Here is a 23,481-nt window from a genome sequence, read left to right as displayed (position 1 = left end):
TGCACATCCACCCGGCGTCGGTGTTTCGTCAGCCGAAAGAATGATCTTCCAGCGTCCTTCGGGCGAGGACAGGGTGGCGACCCTCCCCCTACGCTGACGGCGTGCCTCCCACCGCGCCACCGCCATTGACCCCGTGGGGGACCACGTGGCGCTACCTCCTGACGCTCGTCATCGCGGCCATCGCCTGGTCCGAGCTGGTGGTCTGGCAGTGGTCGGAGCACCGGTGGTGGTTCTGGCTCGACCTGGTTCTCGGCCTCACCGGCTTCGTCCTCATGTGGTGGCGCCGCAGCCACCCGATCGCGGTCACGACGGTCGTCACCATGCTCACCGCCGTCTCCGGCTCGGCGGGGGGTCCGGCCACGCTCGTGCTGTTCTCCCTCGCCACCCGGCGCCGCTGGCGCGAGATCCTGCCGATGGCCGTCCTGGGCTTCGTGTGCGGTCTGGCTCTCCTGCGGGCCGGTCAGACGGACGAGCCCGAGGTCATCATCGTGACGACGCTGGCGGCCGTCATCGGCGTGACCGTCGGTTGGGGCATGTACGTCGGGTCGCGCCGGGAGCTCCTGACCACGCTGCGCGAGCGCGCCCTGACGGCCGAGACGGAGCAGGCCTCCCGAGTGGCCCAGGCGCGGACGACCGAGCGCTCGCGCATCGCCCGGGAGATGCATGACGTGCTGGCGCACCGCATCTCGCTGGTCACGATGCACGCAGGGGCCCTGACGTACCGCAAGGACCTCTCGTCGGAGCAGGTGCAGGAGACCGCCGGCGTCATCCGCGACAACGCCCACGAGGCGCTGACCGAGCTGCGCGAGGTGCTCGGCGTGCTGCGCGAGGACGCCGGTGACGCCCGGCCCGAGCTTCCCCAGCCGGACGCGTCGGACCTGACCTGCTTGGTCTCGGAGGCCGAGGACAGTGGCATGCACCTGCAGGTCTCGATCGAGATCGACCTGGACGAGGTGCCGCCCGGGGTCGGGAGGACCGTCTACCGCGTCGTCCAGGAGGGACTCACCAACGCCCGCAAGCACGCCCCCGACACCTTGGTCTCGGTGCGCCTGTCCGGCTCCGCCGGCGATGCCCTCGTCGCGGAGGTCCGCAATCCCCTCCCCATCGGCGCCTCGCTCGGTGCGCCGGCGTCCGGCCTGGGGCTGGTGGGACTGCGCGAGCGAGCCGAGCTGGCCGGCGGGCGCCTGCACCACCAGGTCGACGCCGGCGAGTCCTTCGTCCTGCGGGTCTGGCTACCGTGGCTGCCATGACACGCGTCCTGATCTGTGACGACGACGCGCTCGTGCGCGCCGGGCTGGGGCTCATGCTCGGCGGCGAGACCGACATCGAGGTCGTCGGAGAGGTCGGGGACGGGCGCGCTGCGCTCGACGGCGTGCTCGCAGGGGGCGTGGACCTCGTCCTCATGGACCTGCGCATGCCCGTCATGGACGGCATCGAGGCCACGCGCGCGATCGTCGACATGGACGTGGACGTCAAGATCATCGTGCTGACGACCTTCGACGCCGACGAGTACGTCGTCCGGGCCCTGGCGGCCGGAGCCCACGGCTTCCTGCTGAAGGACACCGCGCCCCAGCAGATCGTGGCCTCGATCCGCACCGTGGTGGCCGGGGAGCCGGCGCTGTCGCCGGAGATCACCCGGCGACTCATCGAGCAGGTCACCGACGCCTCGGACGTCGACGACCCCCGGGCGCAGCGTGCGAGCGCGCTCGTCACGACCCTCACCGACCGTGAGCGTGAGGTCGCCCTGGCCATCGGGCGTGGTGCGTCCAACGCCGAGATCGCGGCCGCCCTGCACCTCAGCCTCGCCACGGTCAAGGCACACATCTCCCACCTGTTCACCAAGCTCGGGACGACCAACCGGGTCCAGGTCGCGATCTGCATGCACGAGGCCGGCCTGCTCTGAGCACCGATGCGACCTACCGTGGTGGCATGACCTCCCCCGCACTCGACGTCCTCGACACCGTCCTCGACAAGGCCGTGCTGCCGGGGTACTCCGCCGTCGGCATCCGGCTGCGCCAGCGCTGGTGGCCGGCCGACCCGCCCGAGGATGCCCTCGTGGGCCGTCGCGTGGTCGTCACCGGTGCGAGCGGAGGGCTCGGTGAGGCCGCGGCCCTGGAGCTGGTGCGCCTCGGCGCAACGGTCCACCTCGTCGGTCGCACCGCGGAACGGCTCCGAGACGCCGCGGGCCGTCTGCGCGCTGCCGTCCCGGGTGCCGCCGTGCAGGAGGACGTCTGCGACGTCTCGGACCTGGCCGCGGTCCGCGCCTACGCCGAGCGTCTGCGCGGTGCCCACGAGACGCTCGACGGGCTCGTCCACGGGGCCGGGGTGATGCCTGCGGAGCGGACCGAGTCCGCCCAGGGGCACGAGGCGACACTGGCCACGCACGTCCTCGGTCCGCTGCTCCTGACCCGAGAGCTGGCACCGCTGCTGGAGCGCTCGGACGACGCCCGAGTCGTCGTGGTGTCCTCCGGCGGCATGTACACCGCTCCCCTCGATGCGAAGATCGCCGACGACCTGCAGTACCGACAGGGCAGCTACGACGGCGTGCGGGCCTACGCCCGGACCAAGCGGCTGCAGGTCGTCCTGGCCGAGGAGCTCGCAGCCGAGCTCACCTCGGCGGGTGTCGCGGTGCACAGCATGCACCCCGGCTGGGCCGACACCCCCGGCATCACCGACTCCCTGCCGCGCTTCGCGCGACTGATCGGACCCGTCCTGCGCACCCCGGCCGAGGGTGCCGACACGATCGTGTGGCTCGTCGCAGCACCGGGACCGGGCCGGCGCACCGGTCTCTTCTGGTGTGATCGCCGGCCCCGACCCACCGCCTACCTACCGGGCCGAGGCGAGGATCGGGACGCCCGCCGGCGCGCCTGGGCCGCCTGCGACGCGGCGGTGCGCACCGGGTCGTGACGGGTGGGTCGTGAGGCTCAGTCGAAGGTGACGGGACGTCCGGCCAGCAGGGGGACCACCACCTGACCGTGGCGCTCCTGCGCCGCGGCACGGAAGCCGGGCTCGTCATCGGCCAGGGCGCCCGCCGGGTCGGAGCCACCGGCGCGTCGCAGGGTGGCGAGGTCGAGCGGCTCCTGGCCCTCGATCGTGACGGTGACGACGCCGTCCACGACGATCACTCCCAGGGGCCCGCTGCCACCAGGGACCGCCCCCAGCCGCAGGCAGGCGCAGACGACGGTGACGAGATCCGGGCTCGGCGGCAGGTCGACGGCGACGCGTCCCCCGACAGCGAGGCCGAGCACCTGCAGGCCACCGGCCACCGCGGCGGTGCGCTCCAGGAGTCGTGCGAACGTCATCGTGGCACCGCCGACGTCGACGGCCGGTGCGTCGGCGCGTCCTGCGACGACGTGCTGATCCAGCATCGCGAAGCCCAGGGACGGCATCAGCGGCCCTTGAACACGGGCGCACGCTTCTCGGCGCGGGCTGCCGCTCCCTCGCGCACGTCCTCACTCGCCCAGACCGCCTCGAAGCTCGCGGCGATGGCCTCATCGTCCTCGCGCGAGCCGTTGAGCACCAGCTTGTTGTGGGCCAGGGTCAACGGGGCGAGCTCGGCGATCTCGTGCGCCCAGGCCAGCGCGTCGTCGAGAGACCCCGGACGATCGGCGAGACCGCAGGCCAACGCCTCCTCGCGGCCCAGCATCTGCGCGGCCAGCATCATCCGACGGGCAGGACCGGCCCCGGCGAGCTTTCCCAGCGTCCGGATCGTCCAGGCGTCGACGGCCATGCCGTTCCGGGCCGTCGGGACGCCGAACCGGGCGGTCTCGTCGGCCACCCGGAGGTCGCAGGCGATGGCCAGCTGCGTCCCGGCGCCGATGGCGGGGCCGTTGACGGCGGCGACGACCGGCACCGGCACCCGGGTGAGGTGGTGCAGCATCCCGTAGAGCGCCTCGAGGAATCCCCCACTCGCAGAGCTCGCGGGAGGTGCCCCCACGGTCGCGTAGACGCCACCGAGGTCGGCGCCGGAGCAGAAGGCCGAGCCCTGGCCGGTGACGACGACCGCCCGAGCACCGTCCTCGACGACGCCATCGACGGCTGCGTGGATCTCCCGGCAGAGCTCCAGGTCCAACGCGTTGCGGCGCTCCTCACGCCGGAGCTCCAGCAGGGCCACCGCGCCGTCGCGCCTCACGTCGAGCATCCGCCCAACCTATCGGGCCGATCGACTGCGTGACCCAGGTCACCCATCCTCGTTGGAGAGGCATGCCGCTCTCTCGCCGCGCCCTGCTGCAGACCGGAGCGGCCGTCGGCGGTGCCACCGCCCTCGGCCTCGTCCCGTCCGTCAGCCTCGCCTCCCCCACGTCGGCCGCCGGGACGACCCTCACCACTCGCCTGGTGCGCGGGGCGCCGGGGTCCTTGGGCTACCGGCCGATCGTCACGGCCGCCGGTGAGCCGCACGTGGTGCGAGCCGACCTCGGCGGGGTGGCCGACGCCGCCCGCACGACCACCCGACAGGCGCTGATGGGCTTCACGCACCTCACCGACATCCACATCATCGACGCCCAGTCGCCCCTGCGCGTGGAGTTCCTGGACCGGCTCGAGGACCAGTACGACCCCGCCGACCCCACGCTGGGGGGCCTGCTGACATCGAGCTATCGACCCCAGGAGATGCTCTCCGCGCAGATCAGCGACGCGATGGTGCAGGCGGTGAACCAGGTGCGCCATGGCCCGGTCACGGGGGCGCCCCTAGCCTTCGCGATCCAGACCGGCGACAACTCCGACAACTGCCAGTACAACGAGGTGCGCTGGAACATCGACGTCCTCGACGGCCGTGAGGTCCGGCCGGACTCCGGCAGCCGGAGCCGCTGGGAGGGCGTGCATGACAACCGGACCCGCGACAGCCACTACTGGCACCCCGAGGGCACCGGCAACGACACCTACCGCAGCCGGTTCGGCTTCCCGCGGGTCGAGGGGCTGCTCGACGCCGCACGTCGACCGTTCACCCCCCAGGGCCTGGACGTCCCGTGGTACTCGGTGTTCGGCAACCACGACGGTCTCGTGCAGGGCAACTTCCCCCAGACGCTGGCCCTGGGGTTCCTGGGGACCGGACCGCTCAAGGCCACCACCCTGCCGCCTGGGCTCTCCCAGGCCGACGTCCTCGCCACGCTGCGAGCGGCCGACCCGACGCTGCTCCTGGCCTCGGCGACGTTGCTCGCGGGCCGGCTGGTCACCACGGACCGGGACCGCCGCAGCCTGTCGCGCAAGCAGGTCGTCGAGGAGCACTTCCGCTCCGTCGGCGCTCCTCTGGGCCACGGGTTCACGGCGGAGAACCGCACGCGCGGCACTGCCTACTACACCTTCGACTCCGGGCCGGTGCGCTGTGTCGTGATGGACAGCGTGAACCCCAACGGCTACGCGGACGGCTCGTTGGACGCCACCCAGTTCGGGTGGCTCGAGGACGTCCTCGAGCGCTCGAGCGACAGGTACGTCATGGTGTTCAGCCACCACACGTCCGGCACGATGTCGAACCCGCTCGTCGCCACCGGCCTGGACCTGGACCCTCGCGTCCTGGGGCCGGACGTCGTCGAGCTCCTGCTCGCCCACCCCCAGGTCGTGGCGTGGGTCAACGGCCACACGCACAAGAACGCGATCACGCCACACCGCTCGGCCGACGGCGCGAGCGGCTTCTGGGAGATCAACTCGGCCTCTCACATCGACTTCCCGCAGCAGGCGAGGCTCATCGAGCTGGCGGACAACCGCGACGGCACGATCTCGATCTTCACCACGATGGTCGACCATGCCGCACCGGCGTCGCACGGCGGCTCGACCGGCACACCGGCCGCCCTGGCCTCGCTCGCCCGCGAGCTCGCCGCCAACGACCCACAGTCCGGTGCCACCTACAGCGGCACCACCGCGGACCGCAACACCGAGCTGCTCCTGCCCAACCCCCTCTAGACCGGGGCCGTCACCTGCTCCAGGACCGCGGCCACTCCGTCGTCGTCGTTGGAGGCGATCACCTCGTCGGCAGCGGCGAGGACCGTCGTGTGGGCGTTGGCGACGGCGAGCGAACGTCCGGCCCACTCGAGCATGGGCAGGTCGTTGGGCATGTCACCGCACGCCCAGACCTCCTCGGCACCGATCCCCCGCTCCTCGCACCAGGCGGCCAGGCCGGAGGCCTTGGTGACACCCGCCGCGGTGAGCTCGGCCAGACCGACGGCACCGGAGAACCCCAGCTCGGCCCGGCCGGCCACGACCTCGGTGACCCGCTCCAGGAAGGCGTCGTGGTCCAGGTCCGCTGCCCGCGCCAGGAGCTTGCCGGCAGCCGCGCCGTACAGCTCGCCAGTGGCGTACTCGTCCTCGTACCGGTCGACGAAGTGCTCCTCGCGCCGCTCTCCGTCGGCGCACTCCACCGCGAAGGCGATCGAGGGTATGGCCGCTCGCAGGTCGGCGGTGATCTCGTGCAGGGCGGCGGCAGCGAACGGCCGTGCCTCGACGACGTGACGCCGGGCCACGTCGTAGACGAACGCCCCGTTGCCGCACAGGGCGACGCCATGACCGCCCACGGCGTCGGCCAGGTCGTGCAGCCAGCGCGGCGGGCGCGCCGTGACGAAGACGACGTCCAGACCGGCCTCGTCCGCGGCGGCGATCGCGGCGCGGGTGCGCGTCGAGAGCGAGCCGTCGCTGCGCAGCAAGGTGCCGTCGAGGTCCGTGGCGAGCAGCGCCGGACGCCTCATGCGTCAGTGGCCGCCAGCTGGCCGCAGGCGGCGTCGATCTCGTCACCTCGCGTGTCGCGGATGGTGGTGCTGATGCCCTTGGCCTCGAGGCGCCGCACGAACTCGTCGGTGTCGTCGTCGCGCGAGCGGGTGAACCGCGAGCCCGGCACCTCGTTGAGCGGGATCAGGTTGACGTGCACCCAGCCGCGTCCGCCGTGCTCGATGAGGACGTCGGCGAGCAGGTCGGCTCGCCACGCCTGGTCGTTGACGTCGCGCATCATCGCGTACTCGATGGACACCCGCCGTCCGGTGACGTCGAAGAAGTAGCGGGCGGCCGAGACGGCGTCCTCGACGCTGAAGCGCGTGTTGATGGGCACCAGCTCGTCGCGCAGCTCGTCGTCGGGCGCATGGAGCGAGAGGGCCAGCGTGACGGGCACGCCCTCGTCGGCCAGCTGACGCATGCGCGGGGCGAGGCCCACCGTGCTGACCGTGATGTTGCGCGCCGACATGCCGAGGCCGTCCGGTGCCGGCGAGGTCATGCGTCGCACCGCGTTGACGACGGAGCGGTAGTTGGCCAGCGGCTCGCCCATGCCCATGAACACGACGTTCGAGAGCCGGCCCGGGCCGCCGGCCACCTGACCGTTCGCCATCGCGGCGGCGGCATCGACGACCTGGTCGACGATCTCGCCGGTGCTCATGTTGCGTTGCAGGCCCCCCTGGCCGGTGGCGCAGAAGGGGCAGGCCATGCCGCAGCCGGCCTGGCTCGACACGCACACCGTGGCCCGCTCGGAGTAGCGCATCAGCACCGACTCCACGAGGGCACCGTCGAAGAGCCGCCACAGCGTCTTGCGGGTGGTACCGCGGTCGGCCTGCTGCGTGCGCACCTCGTCCAGCAGGGTGGGCAGCAGCTCGGCGGCGATGGCGTCACGAGTGGCCGTGGGCAGGTCCGTCATGTTGGCGGGGTCGCGCTCGAGGCGCGCGAAGTAGTGGTGGGCGACCTGCTTGACCCGGTAGGCCGGCTGGCCGAGCGCCGTGGCGACCTCGGCACGCTCCTCGGCCGAGAGGTCGGCGAGGTGGCGCGGGGGCTTCTTGCGCCCGCGTGGCTGCTCGAAGACCAGCGGCAGGGTCGTGCGGGCGTCCTCAGTCATCCCGCCAGTCTCCCAGACACCGCCACGAACCCCCGCATCCTGCAAGCACGGTCAGGGCCGGGGCGGGAGGGAGGCGACGAACTCCAGCTTGTCCAGCACCGGGTCGGGGATCACGAACGGGTACAGGTCGTCTGCGCCCATCGCCCGGTTGATCTGGTTGAGCGCCGTCGACAGCGGCACCCAGACCCCCCTCACGAGGTCGCGAAAGCTGCCGAAGGCGTCGGGGTCCACCGTGAGCAGCCCCTGGGCCCGAGCGGTGTCGATCGTCTCGGAGATGTGCATCCAGTGCGCGAACGTCTCGGCGAAGTCCTCGAAGGGGTGCATCGTGGCGTAGGTGCTGATGTAGGAGTTCTCCCAGCCGTCGGGAGGTCCCTGCGCGTAGTGCCGATCGATCTCGCCTGAGTAGCTGACGGTCTCGTCGCCGAAGAGCTCACGCGCCTGCTCGATGCGCTCGCCCGTCACCATCATCAGCTCCGCGTAGTGACCGACCTCGTGGCGGAAGTGGCCCAGCATCGTGCGGTAGGGCTCGTCGAGCTGCACCTGGACCTTGGCCCGGTGCGCCTGGTCCTCCTCGGCGAGGTCGATCGTGATGACGCCGTTCTCGTGACCGATCACGACGTTCTCGTGGACGCTGGAGAGCAGGTCGAAGCACAGGCCGGTCTCCCTGTCCTCCCAGCGCGGCGTGATCGGGACACGACGCGCGTCGAGCTCCATGACGAGCCGACGCTTGGCCGCCTCCGCGCCAGGGAACAACGAGAGGCCGAGCAGGTCGGCATCGGCGGGCCGGGTCCGGGTGAGGTCACAGCTGAAGCACTGGCCGCCCTCGCGCGGCGCGAGCCAGGTGCAGGCCGACAACAGGACGTTGACACACCGGTGCCAGGTGACGCCCCCGGCGTCGACGTAGGTTCCATCGGGGCCGAGGGGGACGATGTCGTGCTCGGCACGGGAGTAGCCGAGCTGGGTGCCGCAGGACACGCAGCGCGAGTTCTCGACGTAGAGCTGCTGGTCGCACACACGGCAGGAGAAGGCCTTCACCGGTGCAGTCTCACAGCCCGCCGCAACCGTCGCACGCCCAGCCTCAGAGCGGGACGACGTCGACACCGACCGACAGCGTCGAGCTCTCGGCCTCGGTGACGATCACACCCTTGACGGGCGGGACGTCCTTGTAGTCGCGCCCCCACGCCACGGTCACGTAGTGATCGTCGACGAGCTGGTCGTTCGTCGGATCGATCGCGAGCCAGCCGTCGTCGGGCACCCACACCGCCAGCCAGGCGTGCGAGGCGTCGGCCCCCACGAGCCGTTCGCGTCCCGGCGGCGGCTGCGTGAGGAGGTAGCCGCTGACGTAGCGCGCGGCCAGGCCGTGGGACCGCAGACCGGACAGCATCAGGTGCGCGAAGTCCTGGCAGACGCCCGCCCGAGCGGCCAGGACGTCATCGACCGACGACGACACGCTGGTGGCGCCGGGACGGTAGGCGAAGTCCTGGTGGATGCGGTGGGAGACCTCGTGCACCACCTCGCCCAGGGGCCGCCCGGGCTCGAGCGACGAGGCGACGTAGGCGTGGGCTCCCTCGGACAGGGCGACAGCCGGTGACGCCAGCACGTGGCCCTGCGCACGCCAGGCCTCCTCCACGTCCGGACGAGCAGCCGGCCTGGCCTGCTCCCACGCCACAGACAGCGCCGCGTCGTCGTGGACGGGACGTTCGACCTCCACGGTGCTGCGGGCGTCGACGGTGAGCTCGAGGTGCGGCTGGTCGACCTGGAACCAGGTGGTGATGTTGCCCTCGTGATCGACGTCGTGGGCGACGTCGCTCGGCTCCGGCCGGACCATCACCGACCAGCGCTCGACCCGTTGCCACGGCAGCTCCCTGGGGACGACGTGGGCCAGGCCGTGGCTCTCGGAGACCGCGGCGTCGTAGGTGTAGGTGGTGCGGTGGCGGACGTCGTACCTCATCAGCGCCCCACCCCCGACAGCCCGAAGGCCCGGATCGCCGGGCCGCTGCTCAGGTGCAGCTCACGGGCGGCCTCGACGAGCCGGTCCACCTGCCCGATCACCAGATCCAGGTGCCTGACCAGGTGTGGGCGTCCACCATCGTCCTCCTGCATCGACAACGCCTCCGCGTCGGCCCGCTCGATCTCCAGGAGCAGGTCCGCCAGCAGTCGCTCGGGCCGGGTCGAGCCCGTCGATCGGGGCATCGCCGCGAGGTGTGAGTCCACGGCAGCGAGGTTGAAGGCCACCGAGCGCGGGTTCTCTCCGTCGGAGACGAGCAGGTCGAGCAGGCTGGACAGGCGTACCGAGCCCCGGTACCGCCGTCGGTGGGTGACCGCGCTCTCGGCAGCGAGCAGGACCATCTGGTGAACGTGCCGGTCGACGTCGTCACCATGGCTCCTGCTGACCGTGGACCGCAGCAGCTGGCACACCTGCAGGACGCGCTCCGTCGCGCGGCCCGCCTGCAGGCTGTGCCAACCGTGGTCGCGGACCATGTTGTCGGTGACGCCGTGCAGGGCCAGCAGGCCGGTGAGCGTCCGCTCCGCGCCTTCGGTGGTGGCGATCTCCTCCTCGCCGTCCAGCAGGAGCGCGGCCCGGTCGATCACCCCGAGGGCACGCCAGACGTCGGCCGAGAGCTGGTCGCGGACTCCTTGCGCGGCGCCGCGCAGGCCGGCGACGACGTGGGCCACCGAGCCCGGTCGCGACGCATCGACGAGCACCGAGCGCAGCTCCTCCTCGATGCCGGCCGCCTCCCCACCGGGGACTGCCTCCTCCATCGCCCCGCGGGCCACCAGGAGGGCACGACCGCCGGGGCTCTGCGGCCCGGCACGGTCGTCGCCGATGAGTCCCTGCACGGCGAGCGTCAGACGGACCAGACCCTCGGCCCGCTCGGCGTGCCGTCCCAGCGCGAACATCGTCTGCAGGATGCGCGGCACCGCTGCGGACGCGGCCCCGGTGATCGCCGGCGCGGAGAGCTCCACGAGGCCCTGGTCGCCGTCTCCCGGGTCTGCCTTGAGCACCCACACGTCCTTGCTGGCCCGCCTCCCGTCGTCGAGGCGTACCGATGCCAATCCACCCACCAGGGGCCGGTAGGCGCCGCCATGGTGCGTCGTGAAGGTGCGCAGTCGAACGGGCCGGGGCCACAGTCCGTGGCTCTCCAGGTGGGGCGCCTGCGAGAGCACGGGCCGCTCTTGCGCCACGAACCCCTCCGGGCGTCGCGAGACCACGTCCCACCGGCGACCCGGGTCCAGCGTGGCCAGGTCGACGCTGCCGTCGATGCTGCGCAGGACCACCTCGTCGCCGCGCTCACCCGCACGCTGCAGCGCGTCCGGATCGCTCAGCCAGGTGGTCTGGACCGACGGGAGCCGCAGGGGCTCGTCGAGCAGCAGCTCACAGGCCTGCGCGAGGAAGGGCAGGAGCCCGGGGTTCTCCAGCACGCCCGAGCCGAGTCCGTTCACGACGCGGACCGTGCCTCGACGCACCGCCTCGACCAGCCCCGGGACCCCGTGGCGCGAGTCGCCACGCAGCTCGAGAGGGTCGCTCGCCGTCCCGCCGATCCGGCGCAGGATGACGTCAACGCGCTCCAGCCGGTCGTGCACCCGGAGCCGGACCAGGCCGCCGGCGACCACCAGGTCGCTCCCTTGGACGAGCGGGAAGCCCAGGTTCGAGGCGAGGAAGGCCTCGTCGTAGGCCGACGGGGACGAGGAACCCTCGGTCAGCACGACGACCCTCGGGTCGTCGCCCCCCGCTGGTGCGGACTCCATCAGGGCCGTCCGCAGCATCTGCAGGTAGGGCGCCATCGCGTGCACCCCGGCGTCGCGGTACGCCGCCGGGAGCACACGGGCCACGACCCGACGGTTCTCCATCGCGTACCCGATGCCCGACGGTGCGTCCGTGCGGTCGGCCAGGACCTGCCACTCCCCCGACTCGGTCCGTCCGAGGTCGGCCGCCCCGAGCATCAACGGCCGCTCGTCGGCGACGGAAGGGCGCGCGAGGGCACGCACGAAGCCTCGATGGCCGAGCACCACGGCAGCCGGGACGACACCCTCCCGCAGCAGCCGAGCTGGTCCCTGCAGGTCCACGAGGACGGCGTTCATCAGCTCCGTGCGCTGGGCCAGGCCGACGTCCAGCCGGCTCCACTCCGCAGAGTCCAGCACGAGCGGGACGGGGTCCAGGTGCCAGGGCGTGGCCGCCCCGGCAGCCCGGGCAGCCACGACGCCGTCGTCCACCAGCAGTCGCTCGATGTCGCTGCGCGCGCGTCTCAGCTCGACGCCGCCCAGCCCGAGGGCGTTGGCCGACGAGCGCCACGCGGGACGCAGGCTGCCGTCAGCCGCGACGACCTCGTCGAAGGGTCCCTCGGCGTCCGCAAGGGTCGGTTGTGCGATCCGGGACGTGTAGTCCTGCAGGGTCGTCACGGGGACACCTTGGCAGACGTCGTCAGGCGACCGGCACGAGGTAGTACAGGATGAGCCACGCCACCGGCGCCACCGCGATGAGCGAGTCGAGCCGGTCCATCAGGCCACCGTGTCCGGGCAGCAGGTCGCCCATGTCCTTGATGCCGAGGTCGCGCTTGATCAGCGACTCCGAGAGGTCGCCGAGCGTTGCCATCACCACGGCTGCCACGCCGAGCACGACGCCCACCCACCACGATCCGTCCAGGGCGAGGACGACCAGGAGCACTCCGGCGACGACGCCGAACAGCAGCGACCCGCCGAAGCCCTCCCAGGACTTCTTGGGGCTGATCGACGGCGCCATCGGGTGGCGGCCGAGCAGAACGCCGGCGATGTATCCACCGGTGTCGGAGCAGATGGTCACGACGATGAAGGCCACGATCCGCAGGGGCCCGTCGTCCTCCACCAGCATGAGCAGCACGAAGACGCCCATGAGGTGCAGGTAGGCCAGGCTGAAGATGCCGGCGCTGGAGTCCCGCACGAAGCCGTTGGCGCCGTCGGACAGACGCCACACGAGCGTGCCGATGACCGTCAGCGCCATCGCGACGGCCGCGGTCTCCATGCCGCCGTAGAAGCCGCCGACGAGCATGAGCGTCCCACCCGTGACGACGGGGATGAAGGGGACGCGGATGCCGGCCGTGCGCAGCCCACGGGACAGCTCCCACAGCCCCACCCCGAGGGCGAGCACGACGACCAGGACGAAGAGGTCCTTGAGCAGGAACAGCGAGGCCAGGACCGTGGCCCCGAGGGCGAGACCCACCCCGATGGCGGCGGGCAGGTTCCGGCCCGCTCGGCTCTGCTTCTGCGCGACTGCCGGGTCGGACTCCCCTGCGGGGCCGTCCGTCGGGGCGTCAGACGGCAAGGAGCTCGGCTTCCTTGTTCTTGAGCATCTCGTCGATCACCTCGACGTGCTTCTTGGTCTGGGCGTCGAGCCGCTTCTCGGCACCAGTGTTCTCGTCCTTGGAGATCTCGGAGTCCTTCTCGGCCTTGTCGAGCGCCTGCTTGGCGCCGCGGCGCACACCGCGGACCGCGACGCGGCCGTCCTCGGCCTTGCTGCGCGCAAGCTTGATGTACTCCTTGCGACGCTCCTCGGTCAGCTCGGGCAACGAGACGCGCAGCACCTTGCCGTCGTCAGTGGGGTTCACGCCGAGGTCGGAGTCGCGGATGGCTCGCTCGATCGCGGGCTTGGCGGAGTCGTCGAACGGGCTGATGATGACCGTGCGGGGCTCGGGCACCTGGAAACCCGCGAGCTGCTGCAGCGGGGTCGGGGTGCCGTAGTACTCCGCCGTGATCTGGGCGAACATCGCGGGGTGGGCGCGCCCCGTGCGGATGGCCGCGAACTCCTCGCGGGTGTGCTCGACGGCCTTGTCCATCTTGGTGTCGGCCTCACGCAGGGTCTGGTCGATCACGGTGCAACTCCTGTACTCGTCTCAGGCCCGGCATGGACCAGCGTCCCGATCCTCTCACCCCGCAGGACGCGGGCGATGTTCCCCTCGCCCTCCATCCCGAAGACGATCATCGGCAGCTCGTTCTCCATGCAGAGGGCGAAGGCGGCCGCGTCGACGACCTTCAGACCCAGCCGCAGGGCGTCCTCGAAGGTGACCTCGTCCAGAAGGCGGGCGTCGGGATGGACGCGGGGGTCGGCGGTGTAGACACCGTCCACCCCGTTCTTGCTCATCAGGACGGCGTCGGCCTTGATCTCCAGAGCACGCTGCGCCGAGACGGTGTCGGTGCTGAAGTAGGGCATGCCCGCACCCGCGCCGAAGATGACGACGCGGCCCTTCTCCAGGTGCCGGATGGCGCGCCGCGGGATGTAGGGCTCGGCCACCTGGCCCATGGTGATGGCCGACTGCACCCGGGTCTCGATGCCCTGCTTCTCGCAGAAGTCTTGCAGGGCGAGGCAGTTCATGACGGTGCCGAGCATGCCGATGTAGTCGGCCCGCGAGCGCTCCATGCCCCGCTGGCTGAGCTCGGCGCCGCGGAAGAAGTTGCCGCCGCCGACGACGATCGCCACCTGGACGCCCGCGTGGGCCGCCTCGGCGATCTGCCGGGCGATCCCGTTGACGACGTCGGGGTCGATGCCCAGGCTCCCGCCACCGAGGACCTCGCCGGAGAGCTTGAGCAGGACCCGCTTGACCGCGGGCTCAGGGACCGGGTCGACGCTGGTGATCTCGTCCATGGCCTGTCGGGTCCCTTCGTCGGTGCGTTGCCTCGGGCGAGCGCCTCAGGCGCCGATCTCGATGTGCGCGAAGCGGGTCACGGTGACACCGGCCGCATCGAGCACGGCCTTGACCGTCTTCTTGTTGTCCTGGACCGACGGCTGCTCCAGCAGCGCGACGTCCTTGAAGAAGCCGTTGACGCGGCCCTCGATGATCTTGGGCAGTGCCTGCTCGGGCTTGCCCTGCTCGCGTGCGGTGGCCTCGGCGATCTCGCGCTCCTTGGCGACGACGTCGGCCGGGACCTCCTCGCGGACCAGGTAGCGCGGGCGCATCGCCGCGACCTGCATCGCGGCGCCGCGGGCGGCGTCGAGGTCGTCGCCGGTGTACTCCACGAGCACGCCGACGGCGGGGGGTAGGTCGCTGGCCCGGCGGTGCAGGTACGTGGCGACCTGACCGTCGAACGCGGCAACGCGGCCGAGCTCGAGCTTCTCGCCGATCACGGCGGCCAGGGCCGAGATGGCCTCGGCGACCGTCTGCCCGTTGTCGAGCGACTGCTCCGCGAACTCCTCGGCGGAGCCGGGCCGGGACGCGTCGGCCTTGGCGGCGAGCTCGTTGGCCAGGCTGATGAACTGCTCGTTCTTGGCAACGAAGTCCGTCTCGGAGTTGAGCTCGACGATCGCACCGCCGGAGCTGGCGACGAGACCGGCGGACGCCTCGCGCTCCGCACCCCGCTTCGCCGCCTTGGCGGCACCGGAGATGCGCAGCAGCTCGACGGCGCGGTCGTAGTCACCGTCGGCCTCGGTGAGCGCGTTCTTGGCGTCCATCATGCCCGCGCCCGTGGCGTCGCGGAGCTTCTTGACGTCTGCGGCTGCAATGGCCATGTCGTGATTACCTCAGATCTTGGTGTGGGGTCGTCAGGAGGTCTGGCCGGCGGCGGTGAAGCCGGCCTTCTCGGCCGCCTCGGTCGAGTCGAACCAGACCTCGGCCACGGTCTTGTCGAACCAGGGGCTCTCGGCGGTGTGGTACTTCTTCGAGCTGGCGTTGCCCTTGATCGTGAAGCCCTCGGGCGCCTCACCGTTCTCGAGCGCGGCGTGCGAGCCGGGGCCGTGCGGCGCCTCGGCAGCAGCAGCCTCAGGAGCGGCAGCCTCAGGAGCAGCCGCCTCAGCAGCAGCGGCCTCGGGAGCGGCCGCCTCGGGAGCGGCCTCGGCGGCGGCAGCCTCGACGGAGGCCTCCTCGGGCTTGGGCTCGGGGGCAGCCTCAGCGGCGGCCGGACCGACAGGGCCGGTCTGCTCCGCACCCTTGGACTCCAGCAGCTCGCGCTCCCACTCCGCCATCGGCTCCTCGGTGCCGAGCTCGGCACCGGCCTCGGCGTCGGCGGACTTGGCGCCGCTGCGAGCGATCAGGCCCTCGGCGACGGCATCGGCGACGACGCGCGTCAGCAGGCTGACCGAACGGATCGCGTCGTCGTTGCCCGGGATCGGGTAGTCGACGTCGTCGGGGTCGCAGTTGGTGTCCAGGATCGCGACGATCGGGATGCCCAGCTTCTTGGCCTCGTCGACCGCGAGGTGCTCCTTCTTGGTGTCGACGATCCAGACTGCGGACGGCGTCCGGCCCATGTCGCGCACACCACCGAGGGTGCGGTTGAGCTTGTCGTACTCGCGACGCATCTGCAGGAGCTCCTTCTTCGTGCGGCCGGAGCCGGCCACGTCGTCGAAGTCGATCTCCTCGAGCTCCTTCATGCGCTGGAGCCGCTGGTGCATCGTCTGGAAGTTGGTGAGCATGCCGCCGAGCCAACGCTGGTTGACGTAGGGCATGCCGACGCGCTTGGCCTGCTCCTGCACGGGCTCCTGCGCCTGGCGCTTGGTGCCGACGAACAGGATCGTCCCGCCACGGGCGACGGTGCTGCGGACGTACTCATAGCCCGCATCGATGTAGGCGAGCGACTGCTGCAGGTCGATGATGTAGATGCCGTTGCGCTCGGTCATGATGAAGCGCTTCATCTTGGGGTTCCAGCGGCGGGTCTGGTGCCCGAAGTGGACACCGCTCTCGAGCAGCTGGCGCATGGTGACGACGGCCATGGTCGGATCTCCTTGATGGGCACGCACGTGCCCGGTTCCTGGTTGTCGCGCCGTCGGTCGACGGCGCCCTGACGCCGGCGCTGCGCGGACCAACCCCAAGGGGACCAGGACCGTGCCCGTGTTCGGCTTGCGCGTCATCACGGAGGCAGGCGTGCGAATTTCGCGTCCGAGGACGCGATGTCCCCATCCTAGGCCAGTCGACGGGGAAAGCGGAAATCACGTCTCGTCCACAGCCGTCCCCGCCTCGACGTCCTGTCCACAGATCCGCCAGCAGGGCCTTCTTGGACCGGCCCTGCGCCGGTTGGCTGGGGCGCATGGTCTCGCTGCGCACCCGATCCGCCCCGCCCCTGCTCGCCGTCCTGATCGCGCTCGCCCTGGTGGCCGGCGGGATCGGGCCGGCCGCCGCGGCCGACGATGCGACGTGGTCGTGGCCGCTTGGAGAGCGCGACGTCGCCCGCGACTTCGACCCACCGGACACTCCCTACGGCCCGGGGCACCGGGGCATCGACCTGCCCGGGACGGTCGATGACGAGGTGCGGGCCGTGGCGCCGGGGCGGGTCACCTTCTCGGGCGTGGTCGCCGGGGTCGGAGTCGTGACGGTGTCCCACGGTGCGGAGCGCTCCACCTACCAGCCGGTCGTGGATCGCCGGGTCCGAGAGGGCGACGCAGTCGAACGCGGTGAGGTGATGGGCAGGCTGGACGGGCCGGGCTCTCACTGCGCGACCGCCTGCCTGCACCTGGGCCGCCTCCAGGACGAGGAGTACCTCGACCCTCGCGAGCGCCTCGGGGGCGACTCCCGGTTCCGTCTGGTCGATCCCGACGGGCCCCTCCCCCGCCCGGTCACCCACGGCGACGGCTCGTTGACACGCCCTGTCGGGGGGCCGGTGACCTCCGCGTTCGGGACGCGTGTCCACCCCGTCACGGGGGTTCGCAAGCTCCACGACGGCACCGACTTCGGGGCAGCGTGCGGCACCCCCGTGCGCGCCGCGGCGGAGGGCACCGTGATCGAGCGGTCCTCCCATGCCGCGTACGGTCTGCGGGTGGTGCTGGAGCACGACGACCGGATGCGCACGGCCTACACGCACCTCTCCGCCCAGTCCGTGCAGCCCGGCCAGCAGGTGAGTGCCGGTCAGGTGCTCGGCCAGGTGGGCACCACGGGCCTGTCCACAGGCTGCCACCTGCACTTCATGGTGGAGCGTGACGGCCGGCCCGTCGACCCGATGACGATGCTGTGACGCGTCGGCTCGCCGTCAGGCGCGGGGATGGGCCTGACGGTAGGCGGCTCGGAGCCGTTCGTTGGTGACGTGGGTGTAGATCTGCGTCGTCCCGAGCGAGGCGTGGCCGAGGATCTCCTGCACGCTGCGCAGGTCCGCTCCACCCTCCAGCAGGTGCGTCGCCGCGGTGTGTCGCAGGCCGTGCGGGCCGAGGTCGGGCGCACCCTCGACCACGGCCAGCCGCTCGTGGACCACGCGCCGCGCCGCCCGCTGGTCCAGTCGTGCGCCGCGGACCCCGAGCCACAGGGCCGGCCCACTCGCGTCGTGCACGAGCGCGGGTCGACCGATGGTCAGCCAGTCCTGCAGTGCCCGCGCGGCCGGGGACCCGAAGGGCACCGCCCGTTCCTTGCGACCCTTGCCCATGACGCGCACGAGCCGTCGCTCACCGTCGACGTCGTCGACGTCCAGCCCGCACAGCTCGCCGACGCGGATCCCGGTCGCGTACAGCATCTCCAGCAGTGCCAGGTCCCGTCGGGCGACGGGCCCGTCGTCGACGATGGCGGCGGTCGTGGCCGCCAGGAGGGCTCGCACGTCCTCGTGGCCGAGGGCGGAGGGCAGCTCTCGGTGCGCCTTCGGGTTGGCCAGCAGGGCGCCGACATCGACCTCGGCGCGGCCGGTACGGGCCAACCAGGCGGTGAAGACGCGGGTGGAGGTGGCCCGCCGCGCCAGTGTCGTGCGGGCGCGGCCCAGCGTCTGCTGCGTCGCGAGGTGGCTGCGCAGGGACCGCAGCGTCAGGGCTGACGGGTCGTTGATCCCCAGTCGCGCACCGTGGGCGGCGAGGCCGGTCAGGTCGGTCAGGTAGGCGCGGACCGAGTGCTCCGACAGGCCGCGCTCGTGCCGCAGGTGCTCCTCGAAGGCCGCCAGCACCCCGGCCCAGGCCTCGCTCACGTCCTCCACGAGCCCACTGTGCCCCTCGGGAGACCTCAGGCGAGGTCGGCACGCCGCGCAAGGAACCATCCGGTGTCGCTCGGCACGGCGAGTCCGCGGCGTTGCAGCAGGGCGAGCGCCCTGGCCGTCTCACGCCGGGCGAGGCGAGCCCGGCTCGCCACCTCCGCCGGGGTGGCGGCGATGCTCCACGTGAGCGTGTCCAGGACCAGTCGGGCCTCGGCCGGCAACCGGTCGAACTCCGTCCCGGCTCCGCCGGGCAGGGGCTCGGCCACGAGCCCGAGGCCGGCGAGCTCGGCGAGCACGTCCCGGCCCTGTGTCACCAGCACGGCCTTGCCCTCCCGCACGGCCCGGTGGGTCCCGGCGGACTGCTGCGACGAGACCGGGCCGGGGACCGCCATGGAGGCCCGGCCGAGCGCGTCGGCCCAGCGCAGCGTGTTGAGCGAGCCGCTGCGTTGGGCTGCTTCCACCACCACGGTGCCGCCGGCCAGGCCCGCGATGAGGCGGTTGCGGGACAGGAAGCGCGACTTGGTGGGCACCTGGCCCGGCGGCTGCTCGCTCACGACGAGCCCGTCCTCGACGATGCGCGAGAGCAGGGCGGCGTGGGCCTTGGGGTAGTCCAGGTCAGTCCCACAAGCCAGGACGGCCACGGTGGGTCGCCCGAGCGCGAGCGCTCCCCGATGGGCCGCGGCGTCGATGCCGAAGGCGGCACCGCTGATCACCGTGACCCCTGCGTCCGCTGCGTCGGCGGAGATCTCCGAGGCCACCTCGGCGCCGTAGGCCGTGCAGTCGCGGGCCCCCACCACGGCCACCGACCGCTCGCTCAGGCCGTCGAGCCGCCCGGCGCCCTTGACCCAGAGCCCGAGGGGAGCTCCGCCGGCGTCGTGGACCGGCTCGACATGGGCGAGGTCGTCGAGTGCTGCCGGCCACTCGCGCGACCCGGGCGTGACCCAGCGCAGCCCGTGCGTACGTGCCCTCGCCGTGGCCACGACGACCCGGTCCTCGACGTCGACCGAGCGCTCGCGCCAGGCCGGTGGCACCTCACTGCCGCCCCGCCTGATCGTGGCGAGCACCCTGCCGGGCTCCTGCGACTGCAGCAGCCGGTCCACGCGTGGATCGCCGGGCTCGACCACGAGGGAGAGGGCCAGGCGGTCGGTCCGTCCCGTCATGACGCCTCCTCCCCGAGGTCGCGCAGCCCACTGCCCAGGGGCGTGCCGCGGCGCAGGGCGAGGGCCAGCTCCACGTCGTCGGCCGACGGCCGCGCGTGGTCGCGCAGGTCCGCGATGCTCCACGCCACCCGCAGGATGCGATCAGCGGCGCGCGCCGAGAGCTTGCGGGCGGTGAGCTGGACCTCCACGAGGGAGCGTCCCTCGTCGCTCACCGGCCAGCGCTTGCGCAGCTCCACGCCGGGCACGTCGGTGTTGAGCGACCACGGGGTGTCCGCGAGCCGCTCTCGCTGACGCTCCCGGGCGAACGCGACGAGCGGGGCGAGCTCGGCGGTGGACCGGCTCGCACCGATGGCCTGGGCCAGGCCGGGGCGTGTGGGCGGGACGAGGGTGCGGTGGATGTCGATGCGATCACGCACGGGGCCGGAGATCCGGTCGCGGTAGCGCCGCCGCATGAGCGGTGTGCACTCGCACTGGTCCGCCACCGCTCCCCCGTTGCCGCACGGGCAGGGGTTGGCCGCGAGGACGAGCTGGAACCGCGCCGGGAACGCCGCCGTCTGTGCCGACCTCGAGACCACCACGTGCCCGCTCTCCAGCGGCTGGCGCAGGGCGTCGAGGACGTTGGAGGCGAACTCCGGGGCCTCGTCCAGGAACAGCACGCCCCGATGGGCCACGCTCAGTGCGCCCGGCTTGATGCCGCGCGTGCCACCTCCGACGATCGCGACGGCTGTCGCGGTGTGGTGGGGGTCCACGAACGGTGGCCTGGTCACCAACGGCGCGTCCGCCGGCAGCACCCCGGCCAGGGAGTGCACGGCGCTGACCTCCAGCGCCTGGGCGTGGTCCAGGTCCGGCAGCAGCCCGGGCATGCGCTGCGCCAGCATCGTCTTGCCGATCCCCGGGGGGCCGGTCATGAGCAGGTGGTGGCCGCCGGCCGCCGCCACGACGACGGCCGTCCGGCTGTCCTCCTGGCCGGCCACGTCGGCGAGGTCGAGGTCGCCGTGTCGACCCTCTCCGCCCCACGCGGCCGTGCCGGAGGAGTCGTCCAACGGCGGGACAGGCGGGTCGTCGGGCGCCGGCTCGCCCGTGAGCATCGCGAGGCAGTGCCTCAGCGACCGCGCACCGACGACGTCGATCCCGGGCACCAGCCGCGCCTCCGGTGCGTTCACCTCCGGCACGACGATCGTGCCGAAGCCGGCCTCGGCCGCCGCGAGCGTGGCAGGCAGCACGCCCCGGACGGCGCGCAGACGACCGTCCAGGGCGAGCTCCCCGACGTACGCCGCACCAGCCAGCAGGTCGCTGGAGATGACCCGCTTGGCGGCGAAGACGGCCAACGCCATCGCGAGGTCGTAGTGGGAGCCGCTCTTGGGCAGTGAGCTCGGTGCGAGGTTGATGGCGACCCGGTGGTCCGGCCAGGAGGTGCCGGAGTTGATGACGGCCGCCCGGACCCGCTCACGGGCCTCGCTCACGATCGTGTCGCCCAGACCCACGACGATCGTCCCGGGCATGCCGGAGCTGACATCGACCTCCACCTCGACCGCCCGGCCCACCAAGCCCTCGAGCGCCACGGAGTGCGCGATGCCGGCCATCAGGCGACCCCGCTGATGCGCTCGACGCAGGCGGCCCCGCGTCGTGGGACGGTCACCGCGACGACGTCGATCCTCAGGGCCGGCGGGGCGAGGTCGTGCACCTCGAGCCAGTGCGCCGCGAGCCGGCGCAGCCGCGCCGCCTTGCGCGGGGTCACCGCCTCCAGCGGGGTGCCGTGCGAGCGACCCGTGCGGGTCTTGACCTCGCAGACCACGAGCGTCGCACCCTCACGGGCGATGATGTCGATCTCGCCGTAGCGGCTGGTCCAGTTCCGCTCGATCACGGTCATGCCGAGGGACTCCAGGTGCGCCGCGGCGACCTGCTCCCCGTAGCGACCGAGGGCGTGGTTGCGTGCGTAGGTCATGCCCTCGAGCGTGCTCGTCGCGGCGCCCGGCCGACAGGGGCGAACGGCGAGGCTGTGGACAGCCCCGATCGGCCACCTCGCCTGTGGACGTCAGTCCGAGGAGCCCTGGGGCACCTTGACGTCGGAGTCGGCCAGCTCCTCGACGTTCACGTCCTTGAAGGTGAGCACCTTGACGTTCTTGGCGAAGCGCGCGGGCCGGTAGATGTCCCAGACCCAGGCGTCGGTCATGGTGACCTCGAAGTAGGCGTCACCGGTCTCCGAGCGCACCTTCACGTCGACCGCGTTGCACAGGTAGAACCGTCGGTCGGTCTCCACGACGTACTTGAAGATCTTCACGACGTCGCGGTACTCGCGGTACAACGCGAGCTCCTGCTCGGACTCGTAGCGCTCGAGGTCCTCTGAGCTCATCGCTGTCGTTCCTCCATGACTGTTCGGACGTTGACGTAGCGGAAGCGGTGCTCCGCGCACGGACCATGCTCCACGAGCGCGGCCTGGTGCGCACTCGTGTTGTATCCCTTGTGGGTCGCGAAGTCGTACTCGGGGTGGCGCTCGTGCAGGTCGGCCATCAGGCGGTCCCGGGTCACCTTGGCCACGACGGACGCCGCCGCGATGGAGGCGGCGACCCGGTCGCCCTTCCAGACCGCCAGTCCCGGGACGCCCAGCCCGTCCACCGGGAAGCCGTCGGTGAGCACGTAGCCGGGCCGGACCTGCAGCTTCCACAGGGCGCGGCGCAGCGCCGCGATGTTGGCCTTGTGCAGACCCGCCCGGTCACACTCCTGCGGCGAGACGATGACGACAGAGACGTCGACGGCACGCTCGTGGATGAGGCCGAAGCACTCCTCGCGCCGCTTCGGCGACAGGAGCTTGGAGTCCGCCAGTCCCGGCACGGGGCGCTCCAGCACCACCGCCGCGGCAACGAGCGGCCCGGCGCAGGCCCCCCGGCCGGCCTCGTCGACGCCGGCCACAGGATGCAGGCCACGGCGCTCCAGGGCTCGCTCGTAGCCGTACAGGCCGGCGTCGCGACGGACCGTGCGGCCGGGAGCGAGCCGTGTCACGGACTCGGGACGGACTCGAAGGAGTCGGGGCTGCGCTGGAAGCCGATCCGCTTCCACGGCCAGACCCGCAGCCACGCCTTGCCGACCACCGACTCCACGGGGATGAAGCCACCGCCGGGGTCGCCCTGGTGCACGCGGGAGTCCGCCGAGTTGCCCCGGTTGTCCCCCTGCACCCACAGGTATCCCTCGGGAACCTCGACGTCGAACTCCAGGTCGGCGTTGGCCGATGGGTCCAGCAGGTAGCGCTCGTCGATGGACTCGCCGTTGACCTGCAGGCGCCCTTCCTGGTCGCAGCACTCGACGCTGTCGCCCCCGACCCCGACGACCCTCTTGATGAGGTGCCCGCCGGTGGGGAACAGGCCGATGAGCTCCAGACCGCGCTGCACCGGGTTGGACGCGGACGGGGTCTGGGTGTCGTTCAGCCAGCCGCCCGGGTCGTCGAACACGACGACATCGCCGCGGTCCGGATCTCCGCCACCCCAGTAGGAGACCTTCTGCACCAGGATCTTGTCGTCGACGAGCATCGTGGGCTCCATCGACTCCGACGGGATGTAGAAGGCCTGCACGAAGAACGCCTTGACGACGACCGCCATGACCAGGGCCGTGACGATCAGCAGGATCGATTCCTGCCAGACGGGAAGCTGGCGCTTCTTGGCAGTCTCGCTCACCCGTGGAGCC

24 protein-coding genes and 1 pseudogene are annotated in these 23,481 nt (G+C 72.0%); 5 read left to right on the top strand and 20 right to left on the bottom strand.

The window, feature by feature from the left end; genetic code table 11:
• Positions 1-101 precede the first annotated feature (101 nt).
• Genes ACHAAC_RS15180 through ACHAAC_RS15170 form a run of 3 tightly spaced genes read left to right on the top strand, consistent with a single transcriptional unit; the run spans position 102 to position 2,907 of the window.
• Complete coding sequence (locus ACHAAC_RS15180; protein WP_435717147.1) at positions 102-1,250, top strand: histidine kinase; 1,149 nt, start codon at positions 102-104, stop codon at positions 1,248-1,250.
• Positions 1,247-1,903: a response regulator gene (locus ACHAAC_RS15175; protein ID WP_435717146.1), complete on the top strand. Its 657-nt coding sequence runs from the start codon at positions 1,247-1,249 to the stop codon at positions 1,901-1,903. Before ACHAAC_RS15180 ends, ACHAAC_RS15175 begins: the two co-directional genes overlap by 4 nt.
• Before the next feature lie 26 nt (positions 1,904-1,929).
• Positions 1,930-2,907 (top strand): SDR family NAD(P)-dependent oxidoreductase, encoded by a 978-nt coding sequence (locus ACHAAC_RS15170; RefSeq protein ID WP_435717145.1) that lies wholly within the window; start codon positions 1,930-1,932, stop codon positions 2,905-2,907.
• 17 nt (positions 2,908-2,924) lie between these two features.
• Here ACHAAC_RS15170 and ACHAAC_RS15165 read toward each other — a convergent pair whose 3' ends face one another.
• Both ACHAAC_RS15165 and ACHAAC_RS15160 read right to left on the bottom strand, forming a co-directional pair.
• Positions 2,925-3,389, bottom strand: coding sequence for an AMP-binding protein (locus ACHAAC_RS15165; RefSeq protein WP_435717144.1), 465 nt, complete (start codon positions 3,387-3,389; stop codon positions 2,925-2,927).
• Complete coding sequence (locus tag ACHAAC_RS15160) at positions 3,389-4,141, bottom strand: enoyl-CoA hydratase (protein WP_435717143.1); 753 nt, start codon at positions 4,139-4,141, stop codon at positions 3,389-3,391. Before ACHAAC_RS15160 ends, ACHAAC_RS15165 begins: the two co-directional genes overlap by 1 nt.
• A 62-nt stretch (positions 4,142-4,203) precedes the next feature.
• On the opposite strand from ACHAAC_RS15160, the gene ACHAAC_RS15155 reads away from it, so the two are divergent.
• Complete coding sequence (locus ACHAAC_RS15155) at positions 4,204-5,895, top strand: TIGR03767 family metallophosphoesterase (protein WP_435717142.1); 1,692 nt, start codon at positions 4,204-4,206, stop codon at positions 5,893-5,895.
• On the opposite strand, the gene ACHAAC_RS15150 is transcribed toward ACHAAC_RS15155, so the two are convergent.
• From ACHAAC_RS15150 to rpsB, 11 genes and pseudogenes are all read right to left on the bottom strand, one after another.
• Complete coding sequence (locus tag ACHAAC_RS15150; protein ID WP_435717141.1) at positions 5,892-6,674, bottom strand: HAD family hydrolase; 783 nt, start codon at positions 6,672-6,674, stop codon at positions 5,892-5,894. The genes ACHAAC_RS15155 and ACHAAC_RS15150 overlap by 4 nt on opposite strands.
• Complete coding sequence (gene rlmN / locus ACHAAC_RS15145; RefSeq protein ID WP_435717140.1) at positions 6,671-7,801, bottom strand: 23S rRNA (adenine(2503)-C(2))-methyltransferase RlmN; 1,131 nt, start codon at positions 7,799-7,801, stop codon at positions 6,671-6,673. The genes ACHAAC_RS15150 and rlmN overlap by 4 nt, the downstream gene beginning before the upstream one ends.
• 51 nt (positions 7,802-7,852) lie before the next feature.
• On the bottom strand, positions 7,853-8,836 hold the full coding sequence (locus ACHAAC_RS15140; protein ID WP_435717139.1) for a zinc-binding metallopeptidase family protein: 984 nt from the start codon (positions 8,834-8,836) through the stop codon (positions 7,853-7,855).
• Positions 8,837-8,879: 43 nt separating this feature from the next.
• Entirely contained in the window at positions 8,880-9,752 is an 873-nt protein-coding gene (locus ACHAAC_RS15135) for a transglutaminase family protein (RefSeq protein ID WP_435717138.1), read from the bottom strand.
• Positions 9,752-12,202, bottom strand: coding sequence for a circularly permuted type 2 ATP-grasp protein (locus ACHAAC_RS15130; RefSeq protein ID WP_435717137.1), 2,451 nt, complete (start codon positions 12,200-12,202; stop codon positions 9,752-9,754). The genes ACHAAC_RS15135 and ACHAAC_RS15130 overlap by 1 nt, the downstream gene beginning before the upstream one ends.
• Positions 12,203-12,224: 22 nt before the next feature.
• Positions 12,225-13,100, bottom strand: coding sequence for a phosphatidate cytidylyltransferase (locus ACHAAC_RS15125; RefSeq protein WP_435717136.1), 876 nt, complete (start codon positions 13,098-13,100; stop codon positions 12,225-12,227).
• Positions 13,090-13,611, bottom strand: coding sequence for a ribosome recycling factor (gene frr, locus ACHAAC_RS15120; RefSeq protein WP_435717247.1), 522 nt, complete (start codon positions 13,609-13,611; stop codon positions 13,090-13,092). The genes ACHAAC_RS15125 and frr overlap by 11 nt, the downstream gene beginning before the upstream one ends.
• A gap of 32 nt (positions 13,612-13,643) precedes the next feature.
• A complete protein-coding gene (gene pyrH / locus ACHAAC_RS15115; RefSeq protein ID WP_435717135.1) occupies positions 13,644-14,417 on the bottom strand; it encodes a UMP kinase in 774 nt (257 codons plus the stop codon).
• Positions 14,418-14,462: 45 nt separating this feature from the next.
• Positions 14,463-15,278 carry a translation elongation factor Ts gene (tsf, locus tag ACHAAC_RS15110; protein WP_435717134.1) on the bottom strand — a complete coding sequence of 272 codons (816 nt, stop codon included), beginning with the start codon at positions 15,276-15,278 and terminating at the stop codon, positions 14,463-14,465.
• A 33-nt stretch (positions 15,279-15,311) separates the two neighbouring features.
• Positions 15,312-15,449 carry a sunset domain-containing protein gene (locus ACHAAC_RS15105; RefSeq protein ID WP_435717246.1) on the bottom strand — a complete coding sequence of 46 codons (138 nt, stop codon included), beginning with the start codon at positions 15,447-15,449 and terminating at the stop codon, positions 15,312-15,314.
• Between the two features lie 105 nt (positions 15,450-15,554).
• Positions 15,555-16,475, bottom strand: a pseudogene (rpsB, locus tag ACHAAC_RS15100) (30S ribosomal protein S2); the annotation flags it as partial.
• 314 nt (positions 16,476-16,789) lie between these two features.
• Here rpsB and ACHAAC_RS15095 point away from each other — a divergent pair.
• A complete protein-coding gene (locus tag ACHAAC_RS15095) occupies positions 16,790-17,710 on the top strand; it encodes a peptidoglycan DD-metalloendopeptidase family protein (protein WP_435717133.1) in 921 nt (306 codons plus the stop codon).
• 15 nt (positions 17,711-17,725) lie between these two features.
• Here the strand turns inward: ACHAAC_RS15095 and ACHAAC_RS15090 are convergent, their stop codons facing one another.
• The 7 genes from ACHAAC_RS15090 to lepB all read right to left on the bottom strand — a co-directional run bounded on the left by ACHAAC_RS15090 (position 17,726) and on the right by lepB (position 23,471).
• Positions 17,726-18,646, bottom strand: coding sequence for a tyrosine recombinase XerC (locus tag ACHAAC_RS15090; protein ID WP_435717132.1), 921 nt, complete (start codon positions 18,644-18,646; stop codon positions 17,726-17,728).
• Between the two features lie 26 nt (positions 18,647-18,672).
• Positions 18,673-19,803 carry a DNA-processing protein DprA gene (gene dprA, locus ACHAAC_RS15085; RefSeq protein ID WP_435717131.1) on the bottom strand — a complete coding sequence of 377 codons (1,131 nt, stop codon included), beginning with the start codon at positions 19,801-19,803 and terminating at the stop codon, positions 18,673-18,675.
• On the bottom strand, positions 19,800-21,386 hold the full coding sequence (locus ACHAAC_RS15080; protein ID WP_435717130.1) for a YifB family Mg chelatase-like AAA ATPase: 1,587 nt from the start codon (positions 21,384-21,386) through the stop codon (positions 19,800-19,802). Before ACHAAC_RS15080 ends, dprA begins: the two co-directional genes overlap by 4 nt.
• A complete protein-coding gene (locus ACHAAC_RS15075; protein ID WP_435717129.1) occupies positions 21,386-21,748 on the bottom strand; it encodes a YraN family protein in 363 nt (120 codons plus the stop codon). The genes ACHAAC_RS15080 and ACHAAC_RS15075 overlap by 1 nt, the downstream gene beginning before the upstream one ends.
• A 90-nt stretch (positions 21,749-21,838) precedes the next feature.
• Positions 21,839-22,156 (bottom strand): DUF2469 domain-containing protein, encoded by a 318-nt coding sequence (locus ACHAAC_RS15070; protein WP_435717128.1) that lies wholly within the window; start codon positions 22,154-22,156, stop codon positions 21,839-21,841.
• Complete coding sequence (locus ACHAAC_RS15065) at positions 22,153-22,803, bottom strand: ribonuclease HII (RefSeq protein ID WP_435717127.1); 651 nt, start codon at positions 22,801-22,803, stop codon at positions 22,153-22,155. The genes ACHAAC_RS15070 and ACHAAC_RS15065 overlap by 4 nt, the downstream gene beginning before the upstream one ends.
• On the bottom strand, positions 22,800-23,471 hold the full coding sequence (gene lepB / locus ACHAAC_RS15060) for a signal peptidase I (protein ID WP_435717126.1): 672 nt from the start codon (positions 23,469-23,471) through the stop codon (positions 22,800-22,802). The genes ACHAAC_RS15065 and lepB overlap by 4 nt, the downstream gene beginning before the upstream one ends.
• Positions 23,472-23,481: the final 10 nt, after the last annotated feature.

Source organism: Aeromicrobium sp. CF4.19 (assembly GCF_051262555.1).
Taxonomy (GTDB): domain Bacteria; phylum Actinomycetota; class Actinomycetes; order Propionibacteriales; family Nocardioidaceae; genus Aeromicrobium.
The sequence above is the reverse complement of the archived record's forward strand: the minus strand, read 5'-3'. Positions and strand labels throughout refer to the sequence as shown.

Bases quoted from the DNA above. Each gene is read 5' to 3' on its own strand.
- ACHAAC_RS15160 (WP_435717143.1), bottom strand. From the start codon at position 4,141: ATGCTCGACGTGAGGCGCGACGGCGCGGTGGCCCTGCTGGAGCTCCGG.
- dprA (WP_435717131.1), bottom strand. From the start codon at position 19,803: ATGACGGGACGGACCGACCGCCTGGCCCTCTCCCTCGTGGTCGAGCCC.
- ACHAAC_RS15075 (WP_435717129.1), bottom strand. From the start codon at position 21,748: ATGACCTACGCACGCAACCACGCCCTCGGTCGCTACGGGGAGCAGGTC.
- ACHAAC_RS15070 (WP_435717128.1), bottom strand. From the start codon at position 22,156: ATGAGCTCAGAGGACCTCGAGCGCTACGAGTCCGAGCAGGAGCTCGCG.
- ACHAAC_RS15165 (WP_435717144.1), bottom strand. From the start codon at position 3,389: ATGCCGTCCCTGGGCTTCGCGATGCTGGATCAGCACGTCGTCGCAGGA.
- pyrH (WP_435717135.1), bottom strand. From the start codon at position 14,417: ATGGACGAGATCACCAGCGTCGACCCGGTCCCTGAGCCCGCGGTCAAG.
- ACHAAC_RS15155 (WP_435717142.1), top strand. From the start codon at position 4,204: ATGCCGCTCTCTCGCCGCGCCCTGCTGCAGACCGGAGCGGCCGTCGGC.
- ACHAAC_RS15135 (WP_435717138.1), bottom strand. From the start codon at position 9,752: ATGAGGTACGACGTCCGCCACCGCACCACCTACACCTACGACGCCGCG.
- tsf (WP_435717134.1), bottom strand. From the start codon at position 15,278: ATGGCCATTGCAGCCGCAGACGTCAAGAAGCTCCGCGACGCCACGGGC.
- frr (WP_435717247.1), bottom strand. From the start codon at position 13,611: ATGGACAAGGCCGTCGAGCACACCCGCGAGGAGTTCGCGGCCATCCGC.
- ACHAAC_RS15170 (WP_435717145.1), top strand. From the start codon at position 1,930: ATGACCTCCCCCGCACTCGACGTCCTCGACACCGTCCTCGACAAGGCC.
- ACHAAC_RS15080 (WP_435717130.1), bottom strand. From the start codon at position 21,386: ATGGCCGGCATCGCGCACTCCGTGGCGCTCGAGGGCTTGGTGGGCCGG.
- ACHAAC_RS15175 (WP_435717146.1), top strand. From the start codon at position 1,247: ATGACACGCGTCCTGATCTGTGACGACGACGCGCTCGTGCGCGCCGGG.
- rlmN (WP_435717140.1), bottom strand. From the start codon at position 7,801: ATGACTGAGGACGCCCGCACGACCCTGCCGCTGGTCTTCGAGCAGCCA.
- ACHAAC_RS15150 (WP_435717141.1), bottom strand. From the start codon at position 6,674: ATGAGGCGTCCGGCGCTGCTCGCCACGGACCTCGACGGCACCTTGCTG.
- ACHAAC_RS15095 (WP_435717133.1), top strand. From the start codon at position 16,790: ATGGTCTCGCTGCGCACCCGATCCGCCCCGCCCCTGCTCGCCGTCCTG.